Source organism: Halonotius pteroides (assembly GCF_003605635.1).
In the GTDB taxonomy this organism is placed as follows: domain Archaea; phylum Halobacteriota; class Halobacteria; order Halobacteriales; family Haloferacaceae; genus Halonotius; species Halonotius pteroides.
Genome location: NZ_QMDW01000009.1, coordinates 78,710 through 100,727, shown reverse-complemented (window position 1 = coordinate 100,727; position 22,018 = coordinate 78,710). Strand labels below are relative to the sequence as shown.

The 22,018-nt window shown below is 60.9% G+C and carries 18 protein-coding genes and 1 pseudogene; 8 read left to right on the top strand and 11 right to left on the bottom strand.

Annotated elements, in window-relative coordinates; all coding sequences use genetic code 11:
- The first annotated feature begins 84 nt into the window (after positions 1-84).
- A complete protein-coding gene (locus DP106_RS08200; protein ID WP_120084617.1) occupies positions 85-849 on the top strand; it encodes a hypothetical protein in 765 nt (254 codons plus the stop codon).
- 253 nt (positions 850-1,102) lie between these two features.
- Positions 1,103-2,074: an AAA family ATPase gene (locus DP106_RS08195; RefSeq protein ID WP_120084616.1), complete on the top strand. Its 972-nt coding sequence runs from the start codon at positions 1,103-1,105 to the stop codon at positions 2,072-2,074.
- Positions 2,075-2,077: 3 nt separating this feature from the next.
- On the opposite strand, the gene DP106_RS08190 is transcribed toward DP106_RS08195, so the two are convergent.
- From DP106_RS08190 to DP106_RS08175, 4 genes are read right to left on the bottom strand one after another with little or no spacing between them, the layout of a single operon-like run.
- Positions 2,078-3,616 carry a hypothetical protein gene (locus DP106_RS08190; RefSeq protein WP_120084614.1) on the bottom strand — a complete coding sequence of 513 codons (1,539 nt, stop codon included), beginning with the start codon at positions 3,614-3,616 and terminating at the stop codon, positions 2,078-2,080.
- A 2-nt stretch (positions 3,617-3,618) separates the two neighbouring features.
- A complete protein-coding gene (locus DP106_RS08185) occupies positions 3,619-4,944 on the bottom strand; it encodes a DUF58 domain-containing protein (protein WP_120084613.1) in 1,326 nt (441 codons plus the stop codon).
- The gene (locus DP106_RS08180; RefSeq protein WP_120084612.1) at positions 4,944-5,630 is read right to left on the bottom strand and encodes a DUF7269 family protein; all 687 of its coding nucleotides are present in this window, start codon (positions 5,628-5,630) and stop codon (positions 4,944-4,946) included. Before DP106_RS08180 ends, DP106_RS08185 begins: the two co-directional genes overlap by 1 nt.
- A complete protein-coding gene (locus DP106_RS08175) occupies positions 5,627-8,362 on the bottom strand; it encodes a transglutaminase TgpA family protein (protein ID WP_120084611.1) in 2,736 nt (911 codons plus the stop codon). The genes DP106_RS08180 and DP106_RS08175 overlap by 4 nt, the downstream gene beginning before the upstream one ends.
- A gap of 65 nt (positions 8,363-8,427) precedes the next feature.
- On the opposite strand from DP106_RS08175, the gene DP106_RS08170 reads away from it, so the two are divergent.
- Both DP106_RS08170 and DP106_RS16400 read left to right on the top strand, forming a co-directional pair.
- Positions 8,428-8,634, top strand: a complete 207-nt coding sequence (locus DP106_RS08170) for a hypothetical protein (protein WP_120084610.1) — start codon at positions 8,428-8,430, stop codon at positions 8,632-8,634.
- Positions 8,635-8,691: 57 nt separating this feature from the next.
- Positions 8,692-8,826: a hypothetical protein gene (locus DP106_RS16400; protein WP_276310071.1), complete on the top strand. Its 135-nt coding sequence runs from the start codon at positions 8,692-8,694 to the stop codon at positions 8,824-8,826.
- Between the two features lie 66 nt (positions 8,827-8,892).
- Here DP106_RS16400 and DP106_RS08165 read toward each other — a convergent pair whose 3' ends face one another.
- Positions 8,893-9,465 carry a hypothetical protein gene (locus DP106_RS08165; protein ID WP_120084609.1) on the bottom strand — a complete coding sequence of 191 codons (573 nt, stop codon included), beginning with the start codon at positions 9,463-9,465 and terminating at the stop codon, positions 8,893-8,895.
- A gap of 117 nt (positions 9,466-9,582) precedes the next feature.
- Between DP106_RS08165 and DP106_RS08160 the strand changes: the two genes are divergently transcribed.
- Positions 9,583-10,245: a DUF3267 domain-containing protein gene (locus tag DP106_RS08160; RefSeq protein ID WP_133305116.1), complete on the top strand. Its 663-nt coding sequence runs from the start codon at positions 9,583-9,585 to the stop codon at positions 10,243-10,245.
- Positions 10,246-10,279: 34 nt separating this feature from the next.
- On the opposite strand, the gene DP106_RS08155 is transcribed toward DP106_RS08160, so the two are convergent.
- From DP106_RS08155 to DP106_RS08140, 4 genes and pseudogenes are all read right to left on the bottom strand, one after another.
- On the bottom strand, positions 10,280-12,988 hold the full coding sequence (locus DP106_RS08155; protein WP_120084606.1) for an AAA domain-containing protein: 2,709 nt from the start codon (positions 12,986-12,988) through the stop codon (positions 10,280-10,282).
- Positions 12,989-13,077: 89 nt separating this feature from the next.
- Positions 13,078-13,407: pseudogene (hepT, locus tag DP106_RS08150) on the bottom strand (type VII toxin-antitoxin system HepT family RNase toxin); the annotation flags it as partial.
- A gap of 125 nt (positions 13,408-13,532) precedes the next feature.
- A complete protein-coding gene (locus DP106_RS08145; protein WP_120084604.1) occupies positions 13,533-13,967 on the bottom strand; it encodes a nucleotidyltransferase family protein in 435 nt (144 codons plus the stop codon).
- Positions 13,968-14,004: 37 nt separating this feature from the next.
- Entirely contained in the window at positions 14,005-14,727 is a 723-nt protein-coding gene (locus tag DP106_RS08140; RefSeq protein ID WP_120084603.1) for an SOS response-associated peptidase, read from the bottom strand.
- 86 nt (positions 14,728-14,813) lie between these two features.
- On the opposite strand from DP106_RS08140, the gene DP106_RS08135 reads away from it, so the two are divergent.
- On the top strand, positions 14,814-15,572 hold the full coding sequence (locus tag DP106_RS08135) for a ribonuclease H-like domain-containing protein (RefSeq protein WP_120084601.1): 759 nt from the start codon (positions 14,814-14,816) through the stop codon (positions 15,570-15,572).
- 7 nt (positions 15,573-15,579) lie between these two features.
- Here DP106_RS08135 and DP106_RS08130 read toward each other — a convergent pair whose 3' ends face one another.
- Positions 15,580-16,956, bottom strand: coding sequence for a polymer-forming cytoskeletal protein (locus DP106_RS08130; RefSeq protein WP_120084599.1), 1,377 nt, complete (start codon positions 16,954-16,956; stop codon positions 15,580-15,582).
- Between the two features lie 320 nt (positions 16,957-17,276).
- On the opposite strand from DP106_RS08130, the gene DP106_RS08125 reads away from it, so the two are divergent.
- Positions 17,277-18,290, top strand: a complete 1,014-nt coding sequence (locus tag DP106_RS08125; RefSeq protein WP_120084598.1) for an NADP-dependent oxidoreductase — start codon at positions 17,277-17,279, stop codon at positions 18,288-18,290.
- Between the two features lie 62 nt (positions 18,291-18,352).
- Here the strand turns inward: DP106_RS08125 and DP106_RS08120 are convergent, their stop codons facing one another.
- The gene (locus DP106_RS08120) at positions 18,353-21,124 is read right to left on the bottom strand and encodes an ATP-dependent helicase (protein WP_120084596.1); all 2,772 of its coding nucleotides are present in this window, start codon (positions 21,122-21,124) and stop codon (positions 18,353-18,355) included.
- A 111-nt stretch (positions 21,125-21,235) separates the two neighbouring features.
- On the opposite strand from DP106_RS08120, the gene DP106_RS08115 reads away from it, so the two are divergent.
- On the top strand, positions 21,236-21,991 hold the full coding sequence (locus tag DP106_RS08115; RefSeq protein ID WP_120084595.1) for an MBL fold metallo-hydrolase: 756 nt from the start codon (positions 21,236-21,238) through the stop codon (positions 21,989-21,991).
- Positions 21,992-22,018 lie beyond the last annotated feature (27 nt).

Here is a 22,018-nt window from a genome sequence, read left to right as displayed (position 1 = left end):
ACGAACGCGCATAAACGATACCGTGAGTTTCACGCCCGGAAATCTTGGTTGCTGTACTTTACCGCTGGTAGTCGACCTGTCTGTATGACGTTGCCACTTGGGCAAACAGTCAGCAACGGAGTACAGCGGACGCTCTCAACTACCGGGTTGGTGATCTTTGTGCTGACAGCCGCATCTCAGTTGCTGTTGGTCGGGGCCACAAACACGATCGTAGCGAGCATCATTACGGACTTGCTACCGGAGGCAACGAGCACAGAGATCGGCATCACAGTGCCAGTTTCAGTGCCGGTCGCCGCCGCGATTGCTGTCAGCGTGACACTGTTTGGAACTGTCGTATTTCTTGTCAGCACCCGATTGCTCACCCGCGAGCAACATGAATTATCGACGCTTCCGCGATCACTGTGTACGCGCCGGATCGGCCGAGCAACCCTTTCGGGAGTCGGCATGTCACTCATCTTGACGCCGTTGATACTGCTCGGAATGCCGTTGATTATCCCCGGACTCTTTTTAGCGGTTAGTTTCCAGTTTGGTGTTTTCTTGATCGGGGTCGAAGATGCACGAGCGATCGGCGCGTTGCGTCAAAGTTGGCGGCTCGCCAGCGGCAACAGGTGGCGACTTGTTGCGATACTGGTGGCGTTTACGATCGTTGCGATGGCACTCGGTATGGGAACCGCACTGGTATCGAGTATCTCTCCGGCCGCCGGACAGGTCGTCTCGGTGATTGCGATGGCAGCTATCATCGTGATGCTGTACGGTGTCCTTGCCGAAGCCTATCTGTCGCTTCGTGACGAGTCAACGAACCGCGGGGGTTCCACGAGCAGCGCGTCTACAGCCGTCGATCCGCTGTAAACTGTATCTCTAAGCAGGGTGATATTCACTCACCCACTCATCGCACATACCTACTGACCCGAGCACTGTCCGTTATCTACCCGCCGTCTGTCTGTATCAGGCTTGTCGGGCGGCCAAAGGGTACAGCTATGTGTCTCGACCAGTATAGAAGCTATCGTCGGATCAGTCGAGTCGTTGCTCGCCGACCTCGGGGCAGCCAGCACACAACTATGGGCATATCATCAGCAAGCTCACCGGCAGGTAGTCAACACATATGAGTGACACAGCGACCATCGATGCTGCGTCGAACCAAATCGAGACCATTATTTCACGGGTTCGAAATGCGGTCATTACCGACAAGGAGTTCCTTGAAACGGTGCTTTCCGGCTTGCTGGCCAGAGGCCATGTTCTCTTAGAGGATGTTCCGGGAACCGGAAAAACGCTGACCGCCGTCGCCCTTGCCGACGCGTTGAATCTTGCGTTCAACCGAATCCAGTTCACCCCTGATCTGTTGCCGAGCGACATCACCGGTTCGCAGATCTACAACGAGCAGGCTGGGGAGTTTCGCTTCCAGCGCGGCCCGGTCTTTGCGAATGTCGTGCTTGCCGATGAGATCAATCGCGCGCCACCGAAAACGCAGTCCGCCCTGCTTGAAGCCATGGACGAAGGGCAGGTGACTGTCGGCGGAACCACCTATGAGCTGCCGGATCCCTTCTTCGTGATCGCGACCCAGAACCCGATCGAACAGGAGGGAACGTTTCGGCTACCCGAGGCCCAACGCGACCGATTTGTGGTGAAGACCTCACTCGGCTATCCGGATCGTGACGGCGAGATCGAGCTCCTCTCCCGACGCGAGGATCGAACAACAAAGCTACCCGCCGTCGATCCCGTCGTCGACGCCGGGCAGGTTTCGACACTCCGGCAGCTGCCGGAGCAGGTGCGGATGGAGACAGAGCTGAAAGGCTATCTTGTTGATCTCGTTCGCGAAAGCCGGGACGATGCCCGCGTTGACGTTGGTGTCTCGCCGCGTGGGGTTCAGCGGTTTTTCGAGGCCGCCCGGGCACGGGCCGTGATTCGGGGTCGCGACTACGTGACACCGGATGATATCAAGACGATTGCACGTCCTGTGATGACACACCGTCTCGTGTTGACCTCGGAGGCAGCGATCCAAGATGTTGATGCGGCGACGATTGTTGAATCGGTACTTGAGGGCGTTCCTGTTCCGGGGGCGACCGGCGAGGCCTGAGAGTCAGCCCTGGATTGCGGCGAGGATCACAACAACGCTCAACATGGCGGCCAGCATCGCAAGTACCGTTCCGCCTGCAGACACAACGTTACCGAGCACCGTCGCATACAAGACCCACGCGACGGCGATCCCGACGATCGTGACTATCGCCGCTGACAGTGTATGAATCAACTCGATCTGCGGCGGTGACTCGGTTTGAAGCTCCGCCCACGTGGTCGCCCCCCGGTCGCCGATATCCCAGACGAACACCGAGAGGCCGACGAGAGCAAACACCGTGAGCCCCGAGGCTCCGAAGATACCGATCGCAATCGCGCCGATCGCAAGGCCGGTCGCCGCCATCGCGCTGCCGGCGGTCTCGACGGGAAAGTAGTTGATGCCGCTGCCGAGGATGACGACGCCGAAAATGACTGTCAGAAGCGACATACCGATGACAATGCCGCCGGCGATCACACCAGCCGGCGTGAGCGCGATCGTCAGCTGTTCAACAACGGGGCTAACCGCCGCTGGGACACGGGTGTGCAGCATCGACACCGCCGGCGTCCCGACAACAGCTAGCGCACCCGTGGTAGCACCTGCAAGCAGCCCTGGCACAAACCAGCCGACGGTGCTTGCGATCCGGCCGGTGACCAGCTGTACCCCACCAAACACGGCCGCAATCAGTACCGCCCCACCAAAGGCGACAAGCAGCATTCGACGGAGACCTGGGGCCGCAAACAGCCCAAATAGCGTGGGGTAGCGACCGGCGATAGCAGTGATGTCGACTGACGAGACGACAGCGACGATCCCCACAACAGTCAGCAACACAATCACCCAGAGTGAGCCATTCAGCAGTTGGCTGAGCTGCTTCACACCGGCTTCGACCCGCGCTTGGCTCGTCTGCGGGGTAAGCTGGACGATCGGTGCGGCCGCAAGAATGAGCTGTACTCCTGCGATGACGAAGCTACACAGAACAAGAAAGGTAATCATCGCCACGGCCGCGTTTCGCGGCGCAAGGAGCGCGGAGGTGATGCCCAGGCTGTCGAACCCGACTGACGGAACCTGTCTCAGAGCATCAAACCGTCCCACGAGTATCCCCGCAAAGATGATACCGGGCCCAACTGCGGCCTTGTTGTTCACCACCCACATGTCCGCGACACTCCCGCTGCCAACGGTGGTGTTGAACAGCCCGAGAACGCCGAATCCAGCCAGCCATGCAGCCCCCACGAGCCCGAATAGCCCGATCGCTGTCGGAATCGTTGCGAGAATCGCATCGACTGGCACCGGCACCAACACACGAACTGGCAGGACGACCGCTGCCACCACACTGCCACCACCGATCGGCAGCAACAGTGCGGTGATGGCGAGGCCGACTGGCGTCTCTGTGTCACGCAGAATCGTTAGCGCGCCGACGGTTACCCCGGAGCAGCCAGCGACGAGTGCCGGCAGTGTCCGCCCAACGACGGTTGTGAGCAGCCAGATCCCTACCGCGACCGCAAGCGCGATGAGTGCCGCTGTCGACCGCGTGACATTCGGTTCTGGAATCGACAGTCGGCCACGAAGCATCGTTATCGACCCATCCCTGTGAGTCGTGTAAGGGCATCCCGAAGGCTGTCTTCGGATGCCCAATCGATGACGGTCGCCCCCAGCAGTCGGAGAGATTCGAGTCGCGCTGCCCGTTGCATCCCGGTGATCCGGCCGCCGATCGTCGCCGGCGTCGTCGCTGGCGAGAGAACCGTCACCGCATGGCCATCAGCGCGGAGGGATTCGACGAGGTCGGTGATCGGCCCGTCTGTCACCGGGCTACAGAGAATCACCTGTGCCCCGGTCGGCACGAGCGACCGCGTTCGATCCCACGCCACCCCGCCGTCGGCGGCAGACGCCGCGGAGGGTGTGTTGTCAGCGGTCGCCGCCGGGTCGAAGCCTGTGTGTGACTCGTCTGTCGTACCGGTCGCAGCAGCATTACAGATGGCGGTGGCGTGTGGCACGAATGAGCGGCCCTCCGCGGCAGCAGCCCAGGCTGGCGGCTGTCGATCGGTTTCCGGATCTGCGACGCCGAGGGCCCCCAGCGAGACCTCGTGGCCCTCGTTGATGAGCACCTCAAGGGCGATCGTTGCGGCGTACGCGCTCAGTGTCGCCCCCGTCGGTGCGTTGCGATTGGCTGCGGTGTGGGCCGTCCGGCGGCTGTCGATGAGGACGGTGATGTGTGCGGCATGTTGTTCACGAAACTCGATGGTTGCCAGCTCGCCGGTTTTGGCGTAGGTACGCCAGTCAACCCGTGTAACCGGGTCGCCGGGACGGTACTCACGGGTGGCGTGGAATTCGACCCCCGGCCCGCCGCTGTCTGTCGCCAACTGGCCCGCGTAGGCGGTTGTCTGTTGAACCGGGATATCCTCGATCGTTACCCGACACTCGAAGCGATCGATACCGTCGGCCGTTTTTGTCGTCTCCACGAGTCGGGTGCCGTTGGTGTTTCTGGCTCTGAGTGTGACCGGCTCAAAGCTGTAGCTCCCGCGGTCGGCGCTGATCGTGTAGGCTGCGGTATACTGATCGCCAGGGCGGAGCGCGCCCCCGGATCGAGGCGAGCCATCAGTAACCCCGATCTCCGGAGGAACCCCGTCGACAACCCGCAGATCCGGGATCGTCGACGCCCCCGTATTTTCGATTGTCAGTGTGACAGCGATCGATTCACCGGGCGATGGTGTTTCGGGTGTGAGCTCTCGGGTGACGGTGACGGTGTCGTCGATCGCCGGTGTGGTGGTCACAGCCGCCGTCAGCACAAAGAGCAGCGGAATCCCGGCTGCGAGAATCAGCGCGTACGTCCCGGTGAGAACACCTGTGGCTGCTAAGAGCAGTGCATATGCCCGAAATCCACTAAATCGTCTAATCCGCATCAGCTGTCACCACCAGTGTCTGTCCGTAATCGATCACGCAGTTTGTCGGCCCATGATCGCTGGTTGGTGGCTGGCGTAAAGTCGGTCGTCGCCTCAGCACAGTGTGTTTCGACAACCCGCACTGTTCGTCGAATACGGTAGTCGTAGGCATGGGTTGGATACAGCCACTCGTAGAGCCGGTACCACAGCGGGAAGTCCGCGGCATTAGTCGTCGTCAGTGTTGCTGCCGCGACAGCGTCGGTCGTCCAGTCGCCGCCGTCAACGTACCCGACTGCGTCCTGTTTCTGTCTGTCCTGCGTGTACAGTGCGATGAGTGTTTGCCGCAGTGCGTCCTCGATGGGGGTCTCCGCGCTGTGTGCGTTGACTGTCTGTTCAAACGCTGTCGTGAGCCGCTCACCTGTGATCGACACGTCGCGAGTCGGTGTTTCGACCGATGTGGTGTTGAATCCGGTGTCGGCATCGCGGCCGTTCCAGAACCCGAATCCGACCAATCCAATGACCGCGAGCAGGCCGCCAGTTAGCAGGACAATGCGCCGATCGCCAAGCGCCTCGGTTCCCTGGGTGAGTGGCTCGGTCACGCTGTCTGGCAGGGCCGACGGGCGGTAGCCGATCAACAACGCAAAGCCGACTGTCAGACTCACACTCCCAACGAGCGCGATACTACGAGCGGTGGGTGTCTGGCTCATGGGTCGTCGTCCTCCGAGGACTCGGTGATATCTGCAAGGGCCTGTCGGGCTGCCTCAAGCCGTGAGTCCCCCGGTGATTGCTGGCCGTACTCAACGGCCCGATACAGATCTGTGAGGTAGGTGACCGGTTGGCTCGGAACCCCCTTCTCGATCGCGTACTGGCCGATCTCAACGGGCGTTCGGGTGATAGCCTGTGGGGGACAGATGAGCGAGACAAAGGTCTGCCACATCGATCTGAGCTGTCGATCCGGGCCAGTCCCGCTGGCCTCACTGGGAGCCGCTTCTGGGGTTCCGTTGCCAGCAGCTGCTTGCCACCGGCGACGAAGGCGCTCTAGCCACGATCTGAGTGCGGCGACCAGTCGGCGTGGATCAAGCCGCTGTTGGATCTCACTCACTGACAGGGCGAACACAGACCGCCACGCTCGGAGCCGGGCGAGAAGCCGCCTCATCGCGGTGGTCAACCGGTCTGCCAGCCCCACCAGGAGTGTCGTTGCTCGCTCAGGGAGCCGCCGTAGAAATGATCTAATGACCGCCAACCGGTCTGTCACCGAACCGCTGGTCACACCGCGACGACTGGCAGCAGTCACGATCCCGGCGATGAGGAAAAGTATGCCACCACCAACGAGAGCAGCGTTCCGATAGAGCCCGTCGATCTGTGTCTCACCTGTCACACCGGTCACCGTCGTTGCGACGAGAGCGATGTCTGCGATCGGAAAATTGAGCCCAAGCGTGCCGTTTTCGTCTGTCTCGCCGACCGTCTCACCGTTGACACGGACTGTCACCCCGTCGACCGGCTCTCCGGATCGTGTCACTGTCGCCGTCGCTGGCCCCGCGGGGAGCGCGATGCCAACCGGGTTGACAGAGACGTTTGGTGTCAATGCCGTCGGATCGTCGTTCGGCGTGTCAGCAGTTGGTGGGATGACCTCGAAGGTGGTTGATTCGCTCACGGCTCCCCGGGAGACGGTGATACGGTAGGTGCCTGGAGTGACATCGGCCAAAGAGAGGTCGTAGTAGCCGTCCTGGTTTGTTGTTCCGACCTCGGTTCCATCGAACGAGACTGTTGCATCGCTGATCGGGATATCTTCGACGCTGGCGACCACCCTGGCGGTTTCGCCGGCTGTTCGGCTGCCGACGACCGCGAGTGTTGCGTTTTTCGCCAGCGGATAGGTCGCTGTTGAGTCTGCTGTCTCTCCATCGACCTGTGGGATCACCGTATTCTCCGGTGTCAGTGGTGTCGCCGCACTCAGCAGTGGGAGACCGTTGGTGATCGCGCCGACCGAGGCCACAGCGAGTTGACTCCCCTGCGGCGGCGGTGTGGCATCGGTGTACTCGGTCTGGGCGGTGTCGTCGCCGGCCCGAATCGTGACCCGATCGGTATAGGGCAGTGTGGTCTCGACGGCACCGGTCGCATCTGTCCACCCGACCCGCCCGTCGTTGACGAACACCGGGACGCCGCTGATCGACTCATTTTGCTTGGTGACACGCACTGACACCGGCGCGCCGACAACAGCCGATCGGTTCAACGAGACCTCGTACGGTGGGGCTGGTGTCGACACCGAAAGCTCGTCGGCTGGCGTGGGATCGAACCGAACCCAGCCGACATCCGGGAAGTACACCTCGACCCACGCGTGGCCGCGGTCGCTCGTGACGAGATAGGAGTCATCGCCGACCGGTCTGCCCTTCCGGAAGCCGACGACATACCGGGCGGGGACGCCCTGGCTTCGGAGCATGGCGGCCATCGTGGTCGCAAACTGCTGGCAGTAGGCGGCATCGACCTCAAAGAGCAGTTGATCGGCGATCGGCTGGCTCGGGTCGAGCGAGGTATTCAGTGAGTAGCCCTTGTTCGATGTGAGCCACCGCTGGACGGTTATCGCGCGGTCGTATCGGGTGTCTGTCCCCGCCAAGAGTTCGCCGGTGAAGTCGCCGACGCGATCGGGGGTGTCGCCCGGCATTCGGGTGTACGTTTCGCGGATCTCCCGTGGTGTTTGGCCCTCCGCGTTTCGAAGCACCGACGGCTGCCGCGGTGGGAGCACGCTCGTTGCGGTGTAGGTCGTCTCTGCCGACAGCGGCTCGTCGGTTTGAACCCCGCCGGTCGCCGAGGTTTGTAGGGCTGGCTGGCTGTCGTCGCCGCGGAACGAGACTGATTCGGGCTGCCACGCCGTCGGCAGCGATCGACCACCCTCCAAGAGGGTGACATCGTAGGTGATCCGTCGATTACCGCCGGTGCGGTCGTCGTTTGGAATCCCCTCATCGAGTGGGGTTGGAGCCCCGGCCTGCCGCCAGCCGGTGCCGGTGTAGGTCTCGTAGGCGGTCTGTCGCCAGTAGGTGTTCACCGGCGATTCGACGGTAAACAGCGGGACTTGGCTAGGCTGCTCGCTGAGGCTCCCGCTGATCTGAGCCGATTGTGGGGGGTTGGTGAGCGAGCCCCCGGCGGTCTGTCCGGGCGCGCCGATCCCAGTTGGCTCACCACTTCTAGCGGACTGGCTTTCGCCGGACTCGCCGTCGCCGGTGGACTCCATGTTGCCGGATTGATCGCCTGCTTGCGTGCCAGCCGCTGGCCCGCCGGGCGATTGGGTGCCGGCGGGCAGTTGGCTGCCGTCTGGGAGTTGCTCGGCGATGGCTTCGTTTGAGCCGAAGATGTCGACAGTCGGGAGAAACGCGGCCGAAACCAGGAGGGCGACGATCGCGATCACGACCAAGATGGCCTCGCCAACCTGCCTGTCGTCGCCCATGGTATAGTAGCTGTCTCGGGTGCAGCGCAGGTAAATGTGATCCCTGAAGTGGTGAGTCGCTATCCGTGATTCATGAGTGCTTTGCGTCGTTCGCGTGGGTCGGCGACCGCCGGGCGCGGTTCGTCGTGCTGCCCGCTGGCAGCGAGTGGTATCCGACCGAGGCAGTGGCCGACAGCGAGCCGATCAGCGCGACCGTCGTCGATAGCGAGGCGACTCCAGGGACGTACGAGCATCCGAAGTTGCCGTACGAAATCACGGTTCTCGAAGCATAGCTCGTGGTGTGGCGTCAGAACTTATTCACGTGGCCGCCAGTAATTCAGGCAAGAGTCATGAGTGGTTTCGATAAACAGGACGACCCCGAGCTTGGAAACGGCGATACCGTCTCCGAGCGGCTGGAAACCCTCAATGTAGATGAGGACGACACCTGTTCGACCGAGGAACTCCGCGAGCGGCTTGATCTGTAGACGACTTCGATTGACGGTATCGAAGCGGCTATGAGTTTCAAGAACTGGGTATAGATCAATCCACAATTAGTCTTCATTTTCGAACAATTCTGTTGGGTGCAGAGGCCACAATAGTCTGTTTACGACCGCCTGAAATGGCCCCAGTGCAGTGACAACACCTCCGGCTGCAAATGAGCTAATACCCAGTACGAGATAGGCTCTCACTGGAAATCCAGAGGATTGTCCACCAAGAGAGAATCCGATATATGTCCCAATCAAAATAAGTGCCGTTGCAAACATCAAAGAGCCAATTATCACATACATACCAGGAGCGGTTCTGGAGTGTCGTTTCAACAGACCCCAGAGTTCTCGATAAAATCCACCCACCGCCGTCTTAGTCTCCGTTGAGGCTGGATTGTGTGTTTCTGTATTCCAAACGACCGTCATTTGTGCTTCTGTTTTGTTAATCCATGTTTCGTCTCCCTCTTCCATTTCCTGAATTAGTTCACTGACACGAGTTTTCGAGACCGAGACAGCATCCCCTATCTCATCAAGTGTGAACTGCTTCCCATGGTTCATGTACAGGAGTTCTGCAATTTCGAAGAACGTTTCTCCCTTAGAATCGAATTCATCTTCGAAGCTATTCGGAATTTGAACCATATGAACATATCACGAAACCCGAAAGTAAATAATTAGTTCCGGTGTTGATGACGATCAATACCCCGGTTGATAGCGATAAACCCCCGTATTAGCCGATTTAAACGTCTTCTGTGTTTTTTGACCCTCGAACAGTGGTTATGGTTGGCTATGTCAGGCCACAATGAATCAGACACAACGAAGCATCGACTCAAAACACTCTCGGCTGATCCGAACTGGACTGAATACATTATCCCAGAGAGAGCGATAGGAGTAATAGGGGTCTTGATAGTGATCGTGGTGTCTGTACTATTCTATCCGGAGGAAATCATTCGGTTCGGAAGCGAGTTGGATCAGGGCTATATTAGCGCGCTGCAAAGCATCGCCCCAGAAATAGGTCTTATTTTCCTGCTTGTTGTTGTCCACGAGTGTATCCATTATGCGGCAGCGGTCGCAGAAGGAAAGAAGCCACAATTCGGATTGAAAGTCGGTAAAACGGTTGGACTACCCTTAGAGATAAATCCGTATGTTATTGCACTCAAACAACGGATTTCTCGTAACGAGAATATTTTGGTGCTTATCGCACCGCTGATTTTGATTAATTCGCTCGCAGCTGGTGTATTGTTACTTCCCATGCCGAATAAAGTGAGTTACTACGCAGAGTTAGTCTTCGTAGTCAATACCATCGGTTCAATTCAAGATATATACAATGTGATTCGGTTACTTGGCTTTCCCAAGACGACTGAATTTGTGAATTTCGTTGACGATGAGGTTAGAACATTCTACACGACTCAATCAGAGTAATCGAATTAGAACCCCTGCGACGCGATTTTTCCACTCATCGATCAGCCCACTCTAGCATCCGCTCGTAGAACGGCTCACTCGACAGCGCGGCCCCGTCACCGACCAACACGAGCCCCTTTTTCGCCCGCGTCAGCGCGACGTTGATCCGGCGGTAATCCTCGAACAGCGGCCCATCCAACCCCCCGGTGGCGACAAACGAGACGATGATGACCTCCTTGCTTGAGCCCTGAAACCGGTCGACGGTGTCGACGGTTACGTCGACCCGGCGGCTGATCTCGGCGACCTGCGCGCGGAACGGTGCGATGACACCGATGTCTTCGGCGGCGACGCCGGCGTCAAGATACGACTCGACGATCTCGGCGACCCGGCCGGCCTCGACGGGGTTCGTGTTGCCGACGCGCTCGCCGTCGGGATCGATAACGGACACCGAGTCACCCAACGCAGCCGGCAGCGACGCCGGATCGACGAGGTCGTCAAGCGACTGGCCTGCGACCGCGCCGGTCGCCGGACGGAGCGCGCCGTCGTAGAACTCCGCCGACGAGAAGGCCTGAATCCGCTGGCACATGCGGTACTGCCGGGTGAGCATCACACTCGCCTCCGGATAGGCCTCGATCAGCCGCTCGAACAGCGAGGTCGACAGCGGATTGTCCGCAGCCGGTTCGTCGGCGACGCCGCCCTCGCCACCGGGATCGGCGGCTTGGACGACCGGCGGCAACTGCTCGTGATCGCCGACCAGCACGAACCGCTCGGCACGATTCAGCGCGGCCAAGGCGTCCGGCTCGGTGAGCTGGCTGGCCTCGTCGACGACCGCTACGTCGAACGCCTGTTCGCGCATCACCCGGGAGCCACAGCTCGCGGTCGTCGCCGCCACCACGGGTGCGTTCCGAAGCGAGCCGGCCAACGCCTGTGGGTCGCCGGCCTTCTCAAGCCGCACGTCGAGCATATCCTCGCGGACGCCCGTCGTCGTCCCGACGCGTTGGATATCCTCGAAGCCCTGCTCACGAAGGGCCTCCAAGGCGTTGTCGACCGCGCGATTGGTAAACGCCGTGAGCAACACCCGCTCGCCGCGATCGACGAGCGCGCGGATCAGCCGCGCGATAGTGTAGGTTTTCCCCGTCCCAGGCGGGCCGTGAATCAGCGCGCAGTCCTCGGCGTTGACCGCGAGATTCACCGCCTGATTTTGTCCGTCGTTGTTGTCGATGAACTGCTCCTCGCCCTCGCTAAATTCGGGGTCACGTCGACCGAATAGGACATCCTTGCGATCGTCGCTACCTTTCAGCACCGTATCGTGCAGCGCGGTCAACATTCGGTCGACCGAGAGTTCGGAGGGGTACACGTCGAGGCGTTGCACCTCGACCGGCTCGTCGGCCGTGACGACGATCTCCTTGTCAAGTTGGGTGATCCGGCAGAGTTCAGCATGGCCCCCGACGGGGTCACCGTCGCTGGCGAGCGCAACGTCACCCTCGCGGAGTTTGGATACGGCTTCAGGCGGTTTCCGCGCTCGAAGCTCCCAACGATTGCCGTCGATCTCTTCGCGACCCAGTGGGTCAAGCTCGATCAACGCGCGGTCGTCGGCCGCCCGCTCCGCAGCATCCTGTTCCCAGAGTTTCCGATATTCGGCGTGAATCGCCCGGCGTTCGGCCTCAATCGCGTGGTAGAACCGCTCGAAGTAGTCGCGTTCTTCTTGAGGTACCGCCGTCGCGATCTGGCCGGCTTTCGACTCCTGGTCAAGCCGCCCGGAGACGACCATGCAGGTGTCCTGCTCGAAGCAGTACTCGCATTTCGCGTCGGCCTCGTAGCCGGTCGGCACCTCTCTGCGTGCCTCCATTGCCGCCAACTCGTTGCGGCTGCGGACGACAAAATCGAGCAGCCCTTTGCCCACAGAGAATTCTTTCGCTGGCGAGAGATCACCTGACTCCTCATTTCGCTCCAGTGTGGTATTTTTTGTATAGAGTAAGGTTCCGGTGTCGGCGTCGACCCCGCGTTCCTCCAGCATCAGCGCGTAGCAGGCGGCCTGAATCTTGTCCTGAAACCGCGGCTCGCGGGTCGTGTTTTTGCCCGTTTTGAGCTCGACCGGCATCCCACGACGGAGCGCGTCGGCACGGCCCTTCAGGCCGAACGTCGGACTGATGAGCGTGTATTCGGATCGCCAGTTGTCCGCCTCGGTGAGCGTTCCCTGGGCGAGCCAGCCTTCGATGGCGGCGGCGTTCTGTTTGACCTCGCCTTCGACTTCGGCCACATCCCGCCCCAAGACACCGAGTTCGAGGCCGGCCTCCTCGACACGGTCGGCGACGGCGGTATCGAGGCCGCGGCCACGAAGCAGATCGCCGAACACCTCGTGGACGATGGTTCCCTTGATCACGGGGTAGTTCAGCGGAATCGCCGACAACTTGTTGAGATAGTACATCCGCGGGCACTGCACCCACGACCGGACGCTGGTCACGTCGACGATGAAATCCGGTTCAAGCACGACGTATGAATTGCCGCCGGTGCTGTAGGTCGTCGACCCCTGATACTCGCTTGCTTCGGGATCGGTAACGAGCAAATCCATCCCCGTTTCGGCCTCCTCGGCCGTGTCAGCCCACTTGCCCCACAGCGTCACGTCGACGGCGTCATCGCCACCGGTCGGCGTGCCGTCGGTCGGTCGCACGCGGAGTTCGGCCAGCCGTCGCTCACCATGGCTGGTGTCGACTGTCGTCGCCCCATCGCAGGCGACGATTTCACCGCGAAGCTCGTCGGTCACTATCGTGACTCTGCGCGGCGGGCTGAAAAACGCTGTCGGTGAGCCGACGCGTCCGGCCCTGCAGGATCGTAACCAGATGAGCCAGCTCGTCAGTCGATCTGATCGGATTCCGAAAGGTACTGATCGATCCGTTCGACGAAGGTGACGTATCTATCGAGAGAGTTCTGCAGCGCGTCGTAGACGATGTCGTCGTTGACGACTGGGCCGTAAGTGTGGGCGAGCACATCGCGGAAGCCGACGGCAGCCCGGAGTTTCTCGCCAAGTTCGGCGTCGATAACACCGACCGGTTCCAACTCGGTGACAACTGCTTTGCGCCGATCCGGAACCGTGTCCTGTTCGATACGAAGTACTGTCTCGCCGACATCGATCACGGCGGCGGTCAGTTTCTCGAACTTTCGCTCGGCGGCGTCACGGTGTAGTCGGTTCTCGTCGCGTTTGTACGCCGCCCGCGAGACGCCTTAGAGGTCGCGGAGTTCGGTGACGGTTCGTTCGATGGCCTCAACGCCGTCGGCGATCCGTGCGAGCAGGTCGGCCGGCGGGTTGCTCATTCGTTCTGCTCCGTCAGTCGATCGGCAGCGGCGGTAACCCGGTTTCGTGCACGCTCAGCTGAGGGGCCTGCTCCCGTCACGCACGCCGCGAGTTCCGACCGACGGTCGTCGCCGACGAGTACCTCCCCCGTATCGAAAACAACGGTTGCAAACGACTCGTTCATCGTGTGAACATCGACGACATCGACTTCAGTCGGGAGAGCTGCTTCGAGGTCGCCCACGAGCTTGAGATACACGTCGCTGTAGCCGTCGTCGGCTGGTCGGTGCGTCCCGAGCTCGACAGCGAGATCGATGTCGTCGGCAGTAGCTATCGATTCGCGTGCGGTTGACCCGAACAGCATGGCGAACGAAACCGGATGGGCCGACAGCACGCGCTGGATCTCCGCTCGGATCGACCCATCCGTGTCGCTATCGGCATCAGCACGAGGCATACAGCAAAATACGCCTCGTAGAGTCAAAGTATTATCCCTACGCTGGGTCGTCACTGCCACCAGACCCCGCTGTCACCGGTTCGATCAACTCTGAATCGTCGTTCGCGGGGCTGTTGACACGCTGGGAAACGCAGAAATACTCCAACTCGTCGTCGGGATACGGGTCGAGTAGCTCGCTGGCTGCATCGGGATCGCCGTCGAGCCATGTCTCTTCTTCATCGGGTGCGAGCACGACAGCCATCCGGTGGTGTAGCTCCGACACGAGGTCGTTCGGCTCCGTCGTAATCACGGTAAACGTCTCCAGTGGTTCAGGGTCGGCGGCGGCATCGCCACCACCGAAGGACTCAAGCCCGAGTTGCTGGGTCGGTGGCTCCCAACGTTCCCACAGTCCGGCCATCGCAAACGGGCGGTCGTCCTCGAAGGCGACGCGGTACGGCTCCTTGCCGTCGCCGAGGTCTGCCCACTCATAAAAGCCGTCGGCCGGCACGAGACAACGGCGCGATTCGTAGGCATCGGCGAAGCTTCGCTTTTGACGGACGGTCTCGGATCGAGCGTTGATCAGCCCCTGTTTTTCATCGGCCCACGACGGCGTCAACCCCCAGGTAAACCGCTGGAGGTGGTCAGGATCGTCACTCGTGATGACCGGCAACTCCTGTCCGGGCGAACAGTTGTATCGCGGTTCGAACGAGTCGGGAACCGCGACACCGAACCGCTCGGCGAGGCGTTCCGGCGACGCATGCAGGGTGTACCGGCCGCACATGGCATGACTTGTGGCTGCGGCGGCTTAGCTGTCGTGATCCGCGTCGAGCCGGAGAATTAAACTACACCCGTCGCCCGGCTCTATGTGTGCGAATCGAGAACAGCTTCATCCCGGTTGGCGGGGTCGGCGAAAAGACCGAGCGCAAGCTCTGGGCCAACGGCGCGACCGACTGGGACTGCTTCGATCCCTCGCTGGTCGGCCCGACGACCGCCGAGAAGATCGAATCGTTCATCGACACGGCGCGGGATCACCTCGCCGCCGAGAACCCCACGTTCTTCGATCAGACGTTCCCCAGCAGCGAGCGATGGCGACTCTACGAGAACTTTCGAACTAACGCCTGTTTCTTCGATATCGAGACGACTGGGTTGGACGAACACCGCGATATCGTCACAACCGTCAGCTACCATCAGGCCGGCGAGACGACGACGCTCGTCCGCGGCGACGACCTCACGGCCGACCGCGTACAGACGATGGTTGACGATGCCAGCCTACTGGTCAGCTTCAACGGGATTCGGTTCGACCAACCGTTTCTGGAGACCGCCTTCGGCGTCGATGTCGACGTCCCGCATCTCGATCTGATGTACCCCTGCAAAACCGTCGGGCTCGACGGTGGACTCAAACAGGTCGAACGCGATATCGGGGTTGAGCGCGACCGCCCCGACATCTCGGGACGGGACGCCGTCCGGCTGTGGCGCGAACACGAATCCGGTGTCGATGGTGCCCTCGACACGCTGATCTCCTACAATCGCGAGGATGCGATCAACCTCAAAACACTGGCCGATGAGGTGACGACGACGCTTCACGAGCAAGTGTTTGAACAAGCCCGCCAGCAGTCAGTCGAGTAGCTGCGGGTTAGGAATCCGTAGTCGAATCGGGGTCGTCATCGTTGTTGGTTTTGAGTTCGATATCGTCGCTCTCGGCATCGGTGATAGTGACCGCGTTATCGTCGCTGTCGTTGGCTGTATTGATTCCGTTGTTGCTGTCAGCGTCTGTCTCAGATGAAGACGCGGCATCAGCGGCGTCACCGTCGCCAGCGAGGTAGTGAGACCCGACCCTGTTCGCTGTTTTGCTGTCGGAGCCGGATCGTCTGTCGCCGGTCTTGAGGGCCGATTCGCTGTCGACCGCATCACTGCTACCGACGGTGTAGGCGGCACCGACCGGATCAGTGGGCTGCTCGTCGGTGTCCGCTGTTTCGGTAGCGTCGTCGTCGACCGCATCTGCCTCGGCTGCGTCGTTGCCGGTTGTGTACGACATCCTCAGCCCGGAATCCTCAGCTGTGTCAGCTGGCTCCGGGTTTTCGGTGTCGGCGACCGCTGAATCACCGTCGTCAACAGCGTCACTGTCCGGGGGTGTTTCCGCGTCGCTTGCGTCGCCCTCCCTCGCAGCAGCCTCAGCTTGGCGGATTAGCTTCATCTCGCCGCGAGCCCGGAGCGTCCCATCGACGTCCGCCCCCTCGTTGACGACGAGATCCTCACAGGCCACGTCGCCGCGGATATGTGAGCCAGCGGCAAGGGTAATGGTTCCGCCGCGGGTCGTCACATCGCCGATGACGACCGTTCCGTCGCCAACCTCGATGTCATCGCGAGCGCGCAGGCTGCCGAAAACAGTTGTCTGCTCGCCGATGACGATTGATTCGGCGCGGATGTTGCCGTGGAGGCGACAGTTGTCACCGATCTGAGCCGGTGTCGAGACGCGCCACGCATCGTCGGAGATCTCGGCTCCGCGGGGGACGACAAGCGGTGATCGCTCCTCGATGCCCTCGCCGGCCAGCGCGGACGCGAACTCGTCGGCTTTGTCGGTATCGCCCACTCGGAGAAACTGCGAGAGGACAATGAAATAGAAGACGAGAACAGGCACTGGATTTCGGGTGACGATCCAGCCGTTGGCCTCAAATCCCTCCTCGATGGTTACGTCGTCGCCGATATCGAGATCGCCAGAGACGAGCAGTTGGCCGTTGATCTCGACGCGCTCGCCGATGTAGGCGTCCTCACCGGCCAGCACGCTGCCGTCGGTTTCACACCACATATCAAGCCGGCAGTCGCCGTCGGCCTCGATCTGTCGGCCAAATTCGACCCGTTCACCCGCAGCGATCGTTCGACCCCGCAGCCCGAAATCGACGGTGCTATTACTTCCGATGAGGATGTCGCCGTCGGTGACGACATCGTGTTCCTCGACGGTCGTCCCGTCGGGGATCTGAAGCTCATCGAGCGGGTTCTGCGGGGGGTTCACAGGCCGATGCAACACGTCGCGGCTATTAAACCGTCCGCAAGACGGGTGGCTGACGGAGCGACATGAGCTAGCTAGTCGATCATTCAGGCCTCGTTTATGTGGGTAGCTGTGGTTCGTGATGTGGTATACCCTGTGCTGTGAAACGCACTGAAGCACCGTCTGTAGCCGGGTTTTCAAGCCGGTTGCTGTGTGGAGAGCCGAGTTGAACCGCTCACGGAGACGGTGCCATCGTGATCCGGTGACTGTATAATAAAAACACCCAACCGGTTTAGTGAGTAATCGACAACACTATCAGGACAACCCGAGTATCGATCGATCGGATGTACACAAACCGCGAATGGGTGCTTGCGAAACGACCGGCTGGCGAACCCAGTATGGACTGTTTTGAGCTTGAGGAAACGGAGACGGCTGCCCTAACCGCGGGCGAGCTGCTGGTGCAAACATGGTACCTCTCGGTCGACCCCTACATGCGTGGGCGAATGAGTGACTCGGAGTCATACGCTGAGCCGTGGGCGGTTGGTGAGCCACTCAACGGTGGTATCGTTGGCGAGGTAGTTGAGGCTGAAAGCGACGCATACGACACCGGCGATCTTGTTACAGGCGAAGGCACGTGGGCGGAGTACAGTGTCATGGACGCTGCCGATGTGACCGCTGTTGACCCGTCTGTTGCGGCCCCAGAGGCGTATCTTGGTGTGCTTGGAATGCCGGGTCGGACGGCGTACTTCGGGCTGCTTGAGGTCGGCGACCCATCGCCTGGTGAGACGGTCGTGGTTTCGGGGGCAGCCGGGGCTGTCGGCTCTGTTGTGGGGCAAATCGCAAAACTCAACGGCTGTCGCGTCGTCGGCTTTGCCGGCACCGATGAGAAAACAACGTGGCTTACCGAGGAACTTGGCTTTGATGCGGCGATCAACTACAAATCAACCGACGAGTATCAGGCCGCACTGGCCGATGCTGCACCCGGGGGTGTTGATGTCTACTTTGACAATGTTGGTGGCCCGATTACCGATGCGGTCTTCACCCAACTGAATCTGGATGCACGTGTCGCTGTATGTGGGCAGATAGCACACTATAATGATGAAACAGTACCCACAGGCCCGCGGAAGCTGCCACAGCTGATCGCACCACGAGCGACCGTTCAGGGGTTGTTGGTCGGCGACTTTGCCAACCGGTTTGGGGTTGCAACTGAACAGCTCAGTGAGTGGGTAGCCAGCGGCGATCTCAGCCATCGCGAGACGATTGTTGAGGGGCTTTCAAACGCTCCTGATGCGTTTCTTGGCCTCTTTTCTGGCGACAACATCGGCAAACAGGTCGTACAGGTCACAACGGAGACATAGCAGGGCATCTCACCGACAGGCGTCACACTATCGCTGACCACTTGGCCCAGCTTGGTGCCGTATCAGTCGTTTTCAAGCGCCTCAGCCGCCGACTGTGATGTTTCGTCGATTGACTCTAACACGCGTTCGTGAAACTCCTGTAGCACCGCGCTTTCGTCCTCGGCGAGCACCACGTCGCTGGCCATTAGCGTCGCCAGCCCGAACGCGCGCGGACTCGGTGAGTCAACCTCGTGGGCAACGACATCGATCTCGCCGCGGTCGACGCGCTCTAGTACCTCTCGAATCCCGCTCACGTTGAGTGTGTCCTCCATGATCTCCCGATAGGTTTCCTCGATCACCGCAAAGGCGTCGAGATCCTGCGCGAACGACAGCAGCATCTCACTGGAGACCTGTTGTTGAGCCGCGGATTTCTCATAGCCCTTGTACCGTTTGAGGATCATCAGCGACCGGGTCGCATTGATGCGGAAATACCGCTGGAGGAGGTCGGTGCCGTCGAGTGAGTCCCGTAGGTCAGTCGTCACACTACCGGGGTCAAGATCGCGGATGATGCCGGCGATATCGACCTTGCGGTTGAGCGGCATCTGCACCGAAAACCCGTTGTCGGCGACGGCAACCTGAACGTTCGCGGTTGCCTGCTGGGCGCAGTGGTAGGCGACCAGCCGCGAGAGGCCGTCGTTGAACTGCCGGCCGTAGTTCGAGTGGACGTAGAACCGTCGCTGGTACTCGGCGCGATCTAACTCCTCTTCGACGACGATCCGGTCGGGCGTACTCACGGCATCGGGGCCGAGGTACTGCAACTGTTCGGCAAACAGCCGGCTGATCGCCCGCACCGCGTTTTCATCGATGTGGAACTCCCGAAGCCACTCTCGGCAGCCAGCGACGCCGCCGGATCCGAATCGCTCACACAGGTCACCCTGAAAATCGACGATCTCGCGGCCCAGATCGTACGACAGCGGCAGCCGTTCGGAAAACCATGAGGGAACGGTCGGCCGCGCGCTCGTCGGGTCGACGTAGACCTTCGAGCCCCGCCGGTAGCTGTACTCGTAGTTTGAGCCACCGAGAACGAACACGTCGCCCGGTTCAAGCGTATCGAGATAGTTTTCGTCAAGGCTGCCGACCCACTCGTCGCCCTGTCGGGTGAGCACGTCACAGCTAAACGAATCGGGGATCGTCCCGATGTTGGTCATATAGATCACCCGCGCGAGTCGACCTCGCTTGCCGATCAGCGGCTCACCGACCGGGAACGCCTCGTGGTGGTGGTCGCCATCGGGCGCGTCGTTGGTGTCCCGCCAGATTTTGGCGTACACATCCTTCGATTCGAGGCCGGCGTAGTCGGCGGTGAGATACCGCAGCAGTCGCTCCCACTCGGTGTTATCGAAGTTGCGATAGGGATATGCACGCCGAAGAATCGATTTGATCTCCCGCTCTGGCCGCACGGCGTTGATCGCCATCCCGTAAACGTGCTGAGAGGCGACATCGGCGGCGTTGTCGGGAATAAAGACGCGGTCGACGAACCCCTCCTCGGCCTTTTGCAACATGACTGCACACTCGATGAGTTCGTCGCGGTCGAGTGCGATCACCCGGCCAGCGACGGTTTCGCCGAGCTGGTGGCCAGCCCGGCCGATCCGCTGGAGTAGAGCGGCGACGGATTTCGGCGAGCCGACCTGCACGACCATATCGAGGTGTGGCATGTCGATCCCGAGTTCGAGGCTCGTCGAGGTCGTCACTACGTCAAGATCGCCGGCTTTGAGCCCGGACTCGATCGCCTTTCGCCGTTCTTTTGAGAGACTGCCGTGATGACAGCCGGAGTTGTCGTCATCGTATTCGGCGGGAAACCGCTCGCGCAGCGTCTGGAGAACGCGCTCGGCGCCCGACCGGGTGTTGGTAAAGACGAGCGTCTGATCATTGTCGCCGATGAGTTCGTGCAGACGGTCGTAAAACTGCCCTTGGACGATCTCTCTGGGCGTGTTGATCAGATCGTCAGTCGGACACTCCAGTTCGATATCGAACTCCCGCACAAAGCGGCTGTCGACGAGTTCGTACTCGCGGGGGTCGCCGCCCGGCTCCTTTCGGCCGACGAGAAACTCGCCGACCGTCGACAGTGGTTCGACCGTCGCCGAACAGCCGATGCGGGTCGGCGAGGTCTCGGCCATCGCTTCGAGCCGTTCCAGCGAGACCGCGAGATGCGTGCCGCGTTTGTTTTCGGCGAGGCTGTGAATCTCGTCGACGATGACGTACTCGACGGTTTCGAGCTTCTGTTTGAATTTCGGGCTGTTGAGCAGGATCGCCAGCGTCTCCGGCGTCGTGTTGAGGATGTGCGGCGTTGTCTCCAGCATGGCCTGGCGGTCGCTGCTGTCGGTGTCGCCGTGGCGGATCGCATGCCGGATGTCGGTGTCGACGCCGTCGTCGGCCAGCCGGTCGGCGATCCCCTCAAGCGGGACGGTGAGATTCCGGTGGATGTCGTTGGCGAGCGATTTCAGCGGCGAGATGTAGAGACAGTACACCGAGTTGTCGAGACCGTCCGGGCTGGCCTGCTCGCGGGCAAAGAGTTCGTTGATGATCGCCGCAAACGAGGCCAGTGTCTTGCCCGAGCCGGTCGGCGCACAGATCAAGGCGTTTTGCTCGTCGTGAATGTGGGGAATCGCACCGCGCTGTGGCGGGGTAAAAAAGCCGCCGTTGCCGTCGACGTATTCGCCAAACTGGTCGACCCACCAGTCGGCGACGGTAGGTTCAAGCAAGGAGAGTACGTCCTCGTCGGCGATAGCGACGGTCTCGGGATCAAAGTGAACGTCGATGTCGGCGTCACAGAGTCGATCCCGCCCAGAGCGTACCATTAGTAATCATGATTGCGCGTGCACCCCTAAGTCCGTTGTGCGGATCGGACTCACAGCCACAACTGACAGCGTGACGCAATCGCTTTCCACGCCGCCCCACAGGCTCCGGGTATGGAGGTCACATTTCTCGGAACGGGCAGTGCGATGCCGACCGGCGACCGCGTGCAAACCGGTCTGTTGGTGACCCACGACGACCGCCGGCTGTTAGTCGACTGCGGCAGCGGCGTCCTTCACCGCCTTGCCGCGACCAATGCCGGCTACGAGGGCGTGAGTACCGTCCTGCTGACGCATCTCCATCTGGATCACGTTGCCGACCTGCTCCCGCTGCTCAAAGCGCGGTGGCTCGCCGGCGAGGAACATCTCGAAGTTGTCGGCCCGATCGGAACCAAAGGCCTCCTTGATGCGCTTCTGTCTGTCCATGACTATCTCGATGGTCGGGTCGACCTCCAGGTGCGGGAGATTGTTGCCGGCGAGACCGTTACCGTCGGCGGGTTCAGCGTCGAGAGCCAGGAGACACGGCACTCGATCGATGGGCTGGCCTACCGGTTCGCGGTCGATGTCGAAAGCGACGCAGCCTTCGCGTTTTCGAGCGATACCGAAGCCTTCGCCGGGATGGCACGGTTCGTTGCGGGCTGCCGGGTTGTCGCCCACGACTGCTCGTTCCCGGATTCGGTCGATGTTGACGGCCACCCGACGCCGAGTCGACTCGGTGAGGCCTTCGCCGACAGCGATGTCGACCACCTCTATCTGACCCATTTTTACCCACACACCGAGGGCAGCCACGAGGCGATGTGTGCGGCCGTTGCTGAGTCCTTCGACGGCACGGTACACGTCGCTCGCGACGGCCTTCGGGTTTCGATCTCATAACTGCCCCACCGTCGCCTCGCGACCATC

Excerpts from the sequence above, each read along its gene's own strand:
- DP106_RS08175 (WP_120084611.1), bottom strand. The coding sequence starts at position 8,362 with ATGGGCGACGACAGGCAGGTTGGCGAGGCCATCTTGGTCGTGATCGCG.
- DP106_RS08115 (WP_120084595.1), top strand. The coding sequence starts at position 21,236 with ATGGAGGTCACATTTCTCGGAACGGGCAGTGCGATGCCGACCGGCGAC.
- DP106_RS08190 (WP_120084614.1), bottom strand. The coding sequence starts at position 3,616 with ATGCTTCGTGGCCGACTGTCGATTCCAGAACCGAATGTCACGCGGTCG.
- DP106_RS16400 (WP_276310071.1), top strand. The coding sequence starts at position 8,692 with ATGAGTGGTTTCGATAAACAGGACGACCCCGAGCTTGGAAACGGCGAT.
- DP106_RS08200 (WP_120084617.1), top strand. The coding sequence starts at position 85 with ATGACGTTGCCACTTGGGCAAACAGTCAGCAACGGAGTACAGCGGACG.
- DP106_RS08195 (WP_120084616.1), top strand. The coding sequence starts at position 1,103 with ATGAGTGACACAGCGACCATCGATGCTGCGTCGAACCAAATCGAGACC.
- DP106_RS08180 (WP_120084612.1), bottom strand. The coding sequence starts at position 5,630 with ATGAGCCAGACACCCACCGCTCGTAGTATCGCGCTCGTTGGGAGTGTG.
- DP106_RS08185 (WP_120084613.1), bottom strand. The coding sequence starts at position 4,944 with ATGCGGATTAGACGATTTAGTGGATTTCGGGCATATGCACTGCTCTTA.
- DP106_RS08145 (WP_120084604.1), bottom strand. The coding sequence starts at position 13,967 with ATGCCTCGTGCTGATGCCGATAGCGACACGGATGGGTCGATCCGAGCG.
- DP106_RS08120 (WP_120084596.1), bottom strand. The coding sequence starts at position 21,124 with ATGGTACGCTCTGGGCGGGATCGACTCTGTGACGCCGACATCGACGTT.
- DP106_RS08140 (WP_120084603.1), bottom strand. The coding sequence starts at position 14,727 with ATGTGCGGCCGGTACACCCTGCATGCGTCGCCGGAACGCCTCGCCGAG.
- DP106_RS08125 (WP_120084598.1), top strand. The coding sequence starts at position 17,277 with ATGTACACAAACCGCGAATGGGTGCTTGCGAAACGACCGGCTGGCGAA.
- DP106_RS08165 (WP_120084609.1), bottom strand. The coding sequence starts at position 9,465 with ATGGTTCAAATTCCGAATAGCTTCGAAGATGAATTCGATTCTAAGGGA.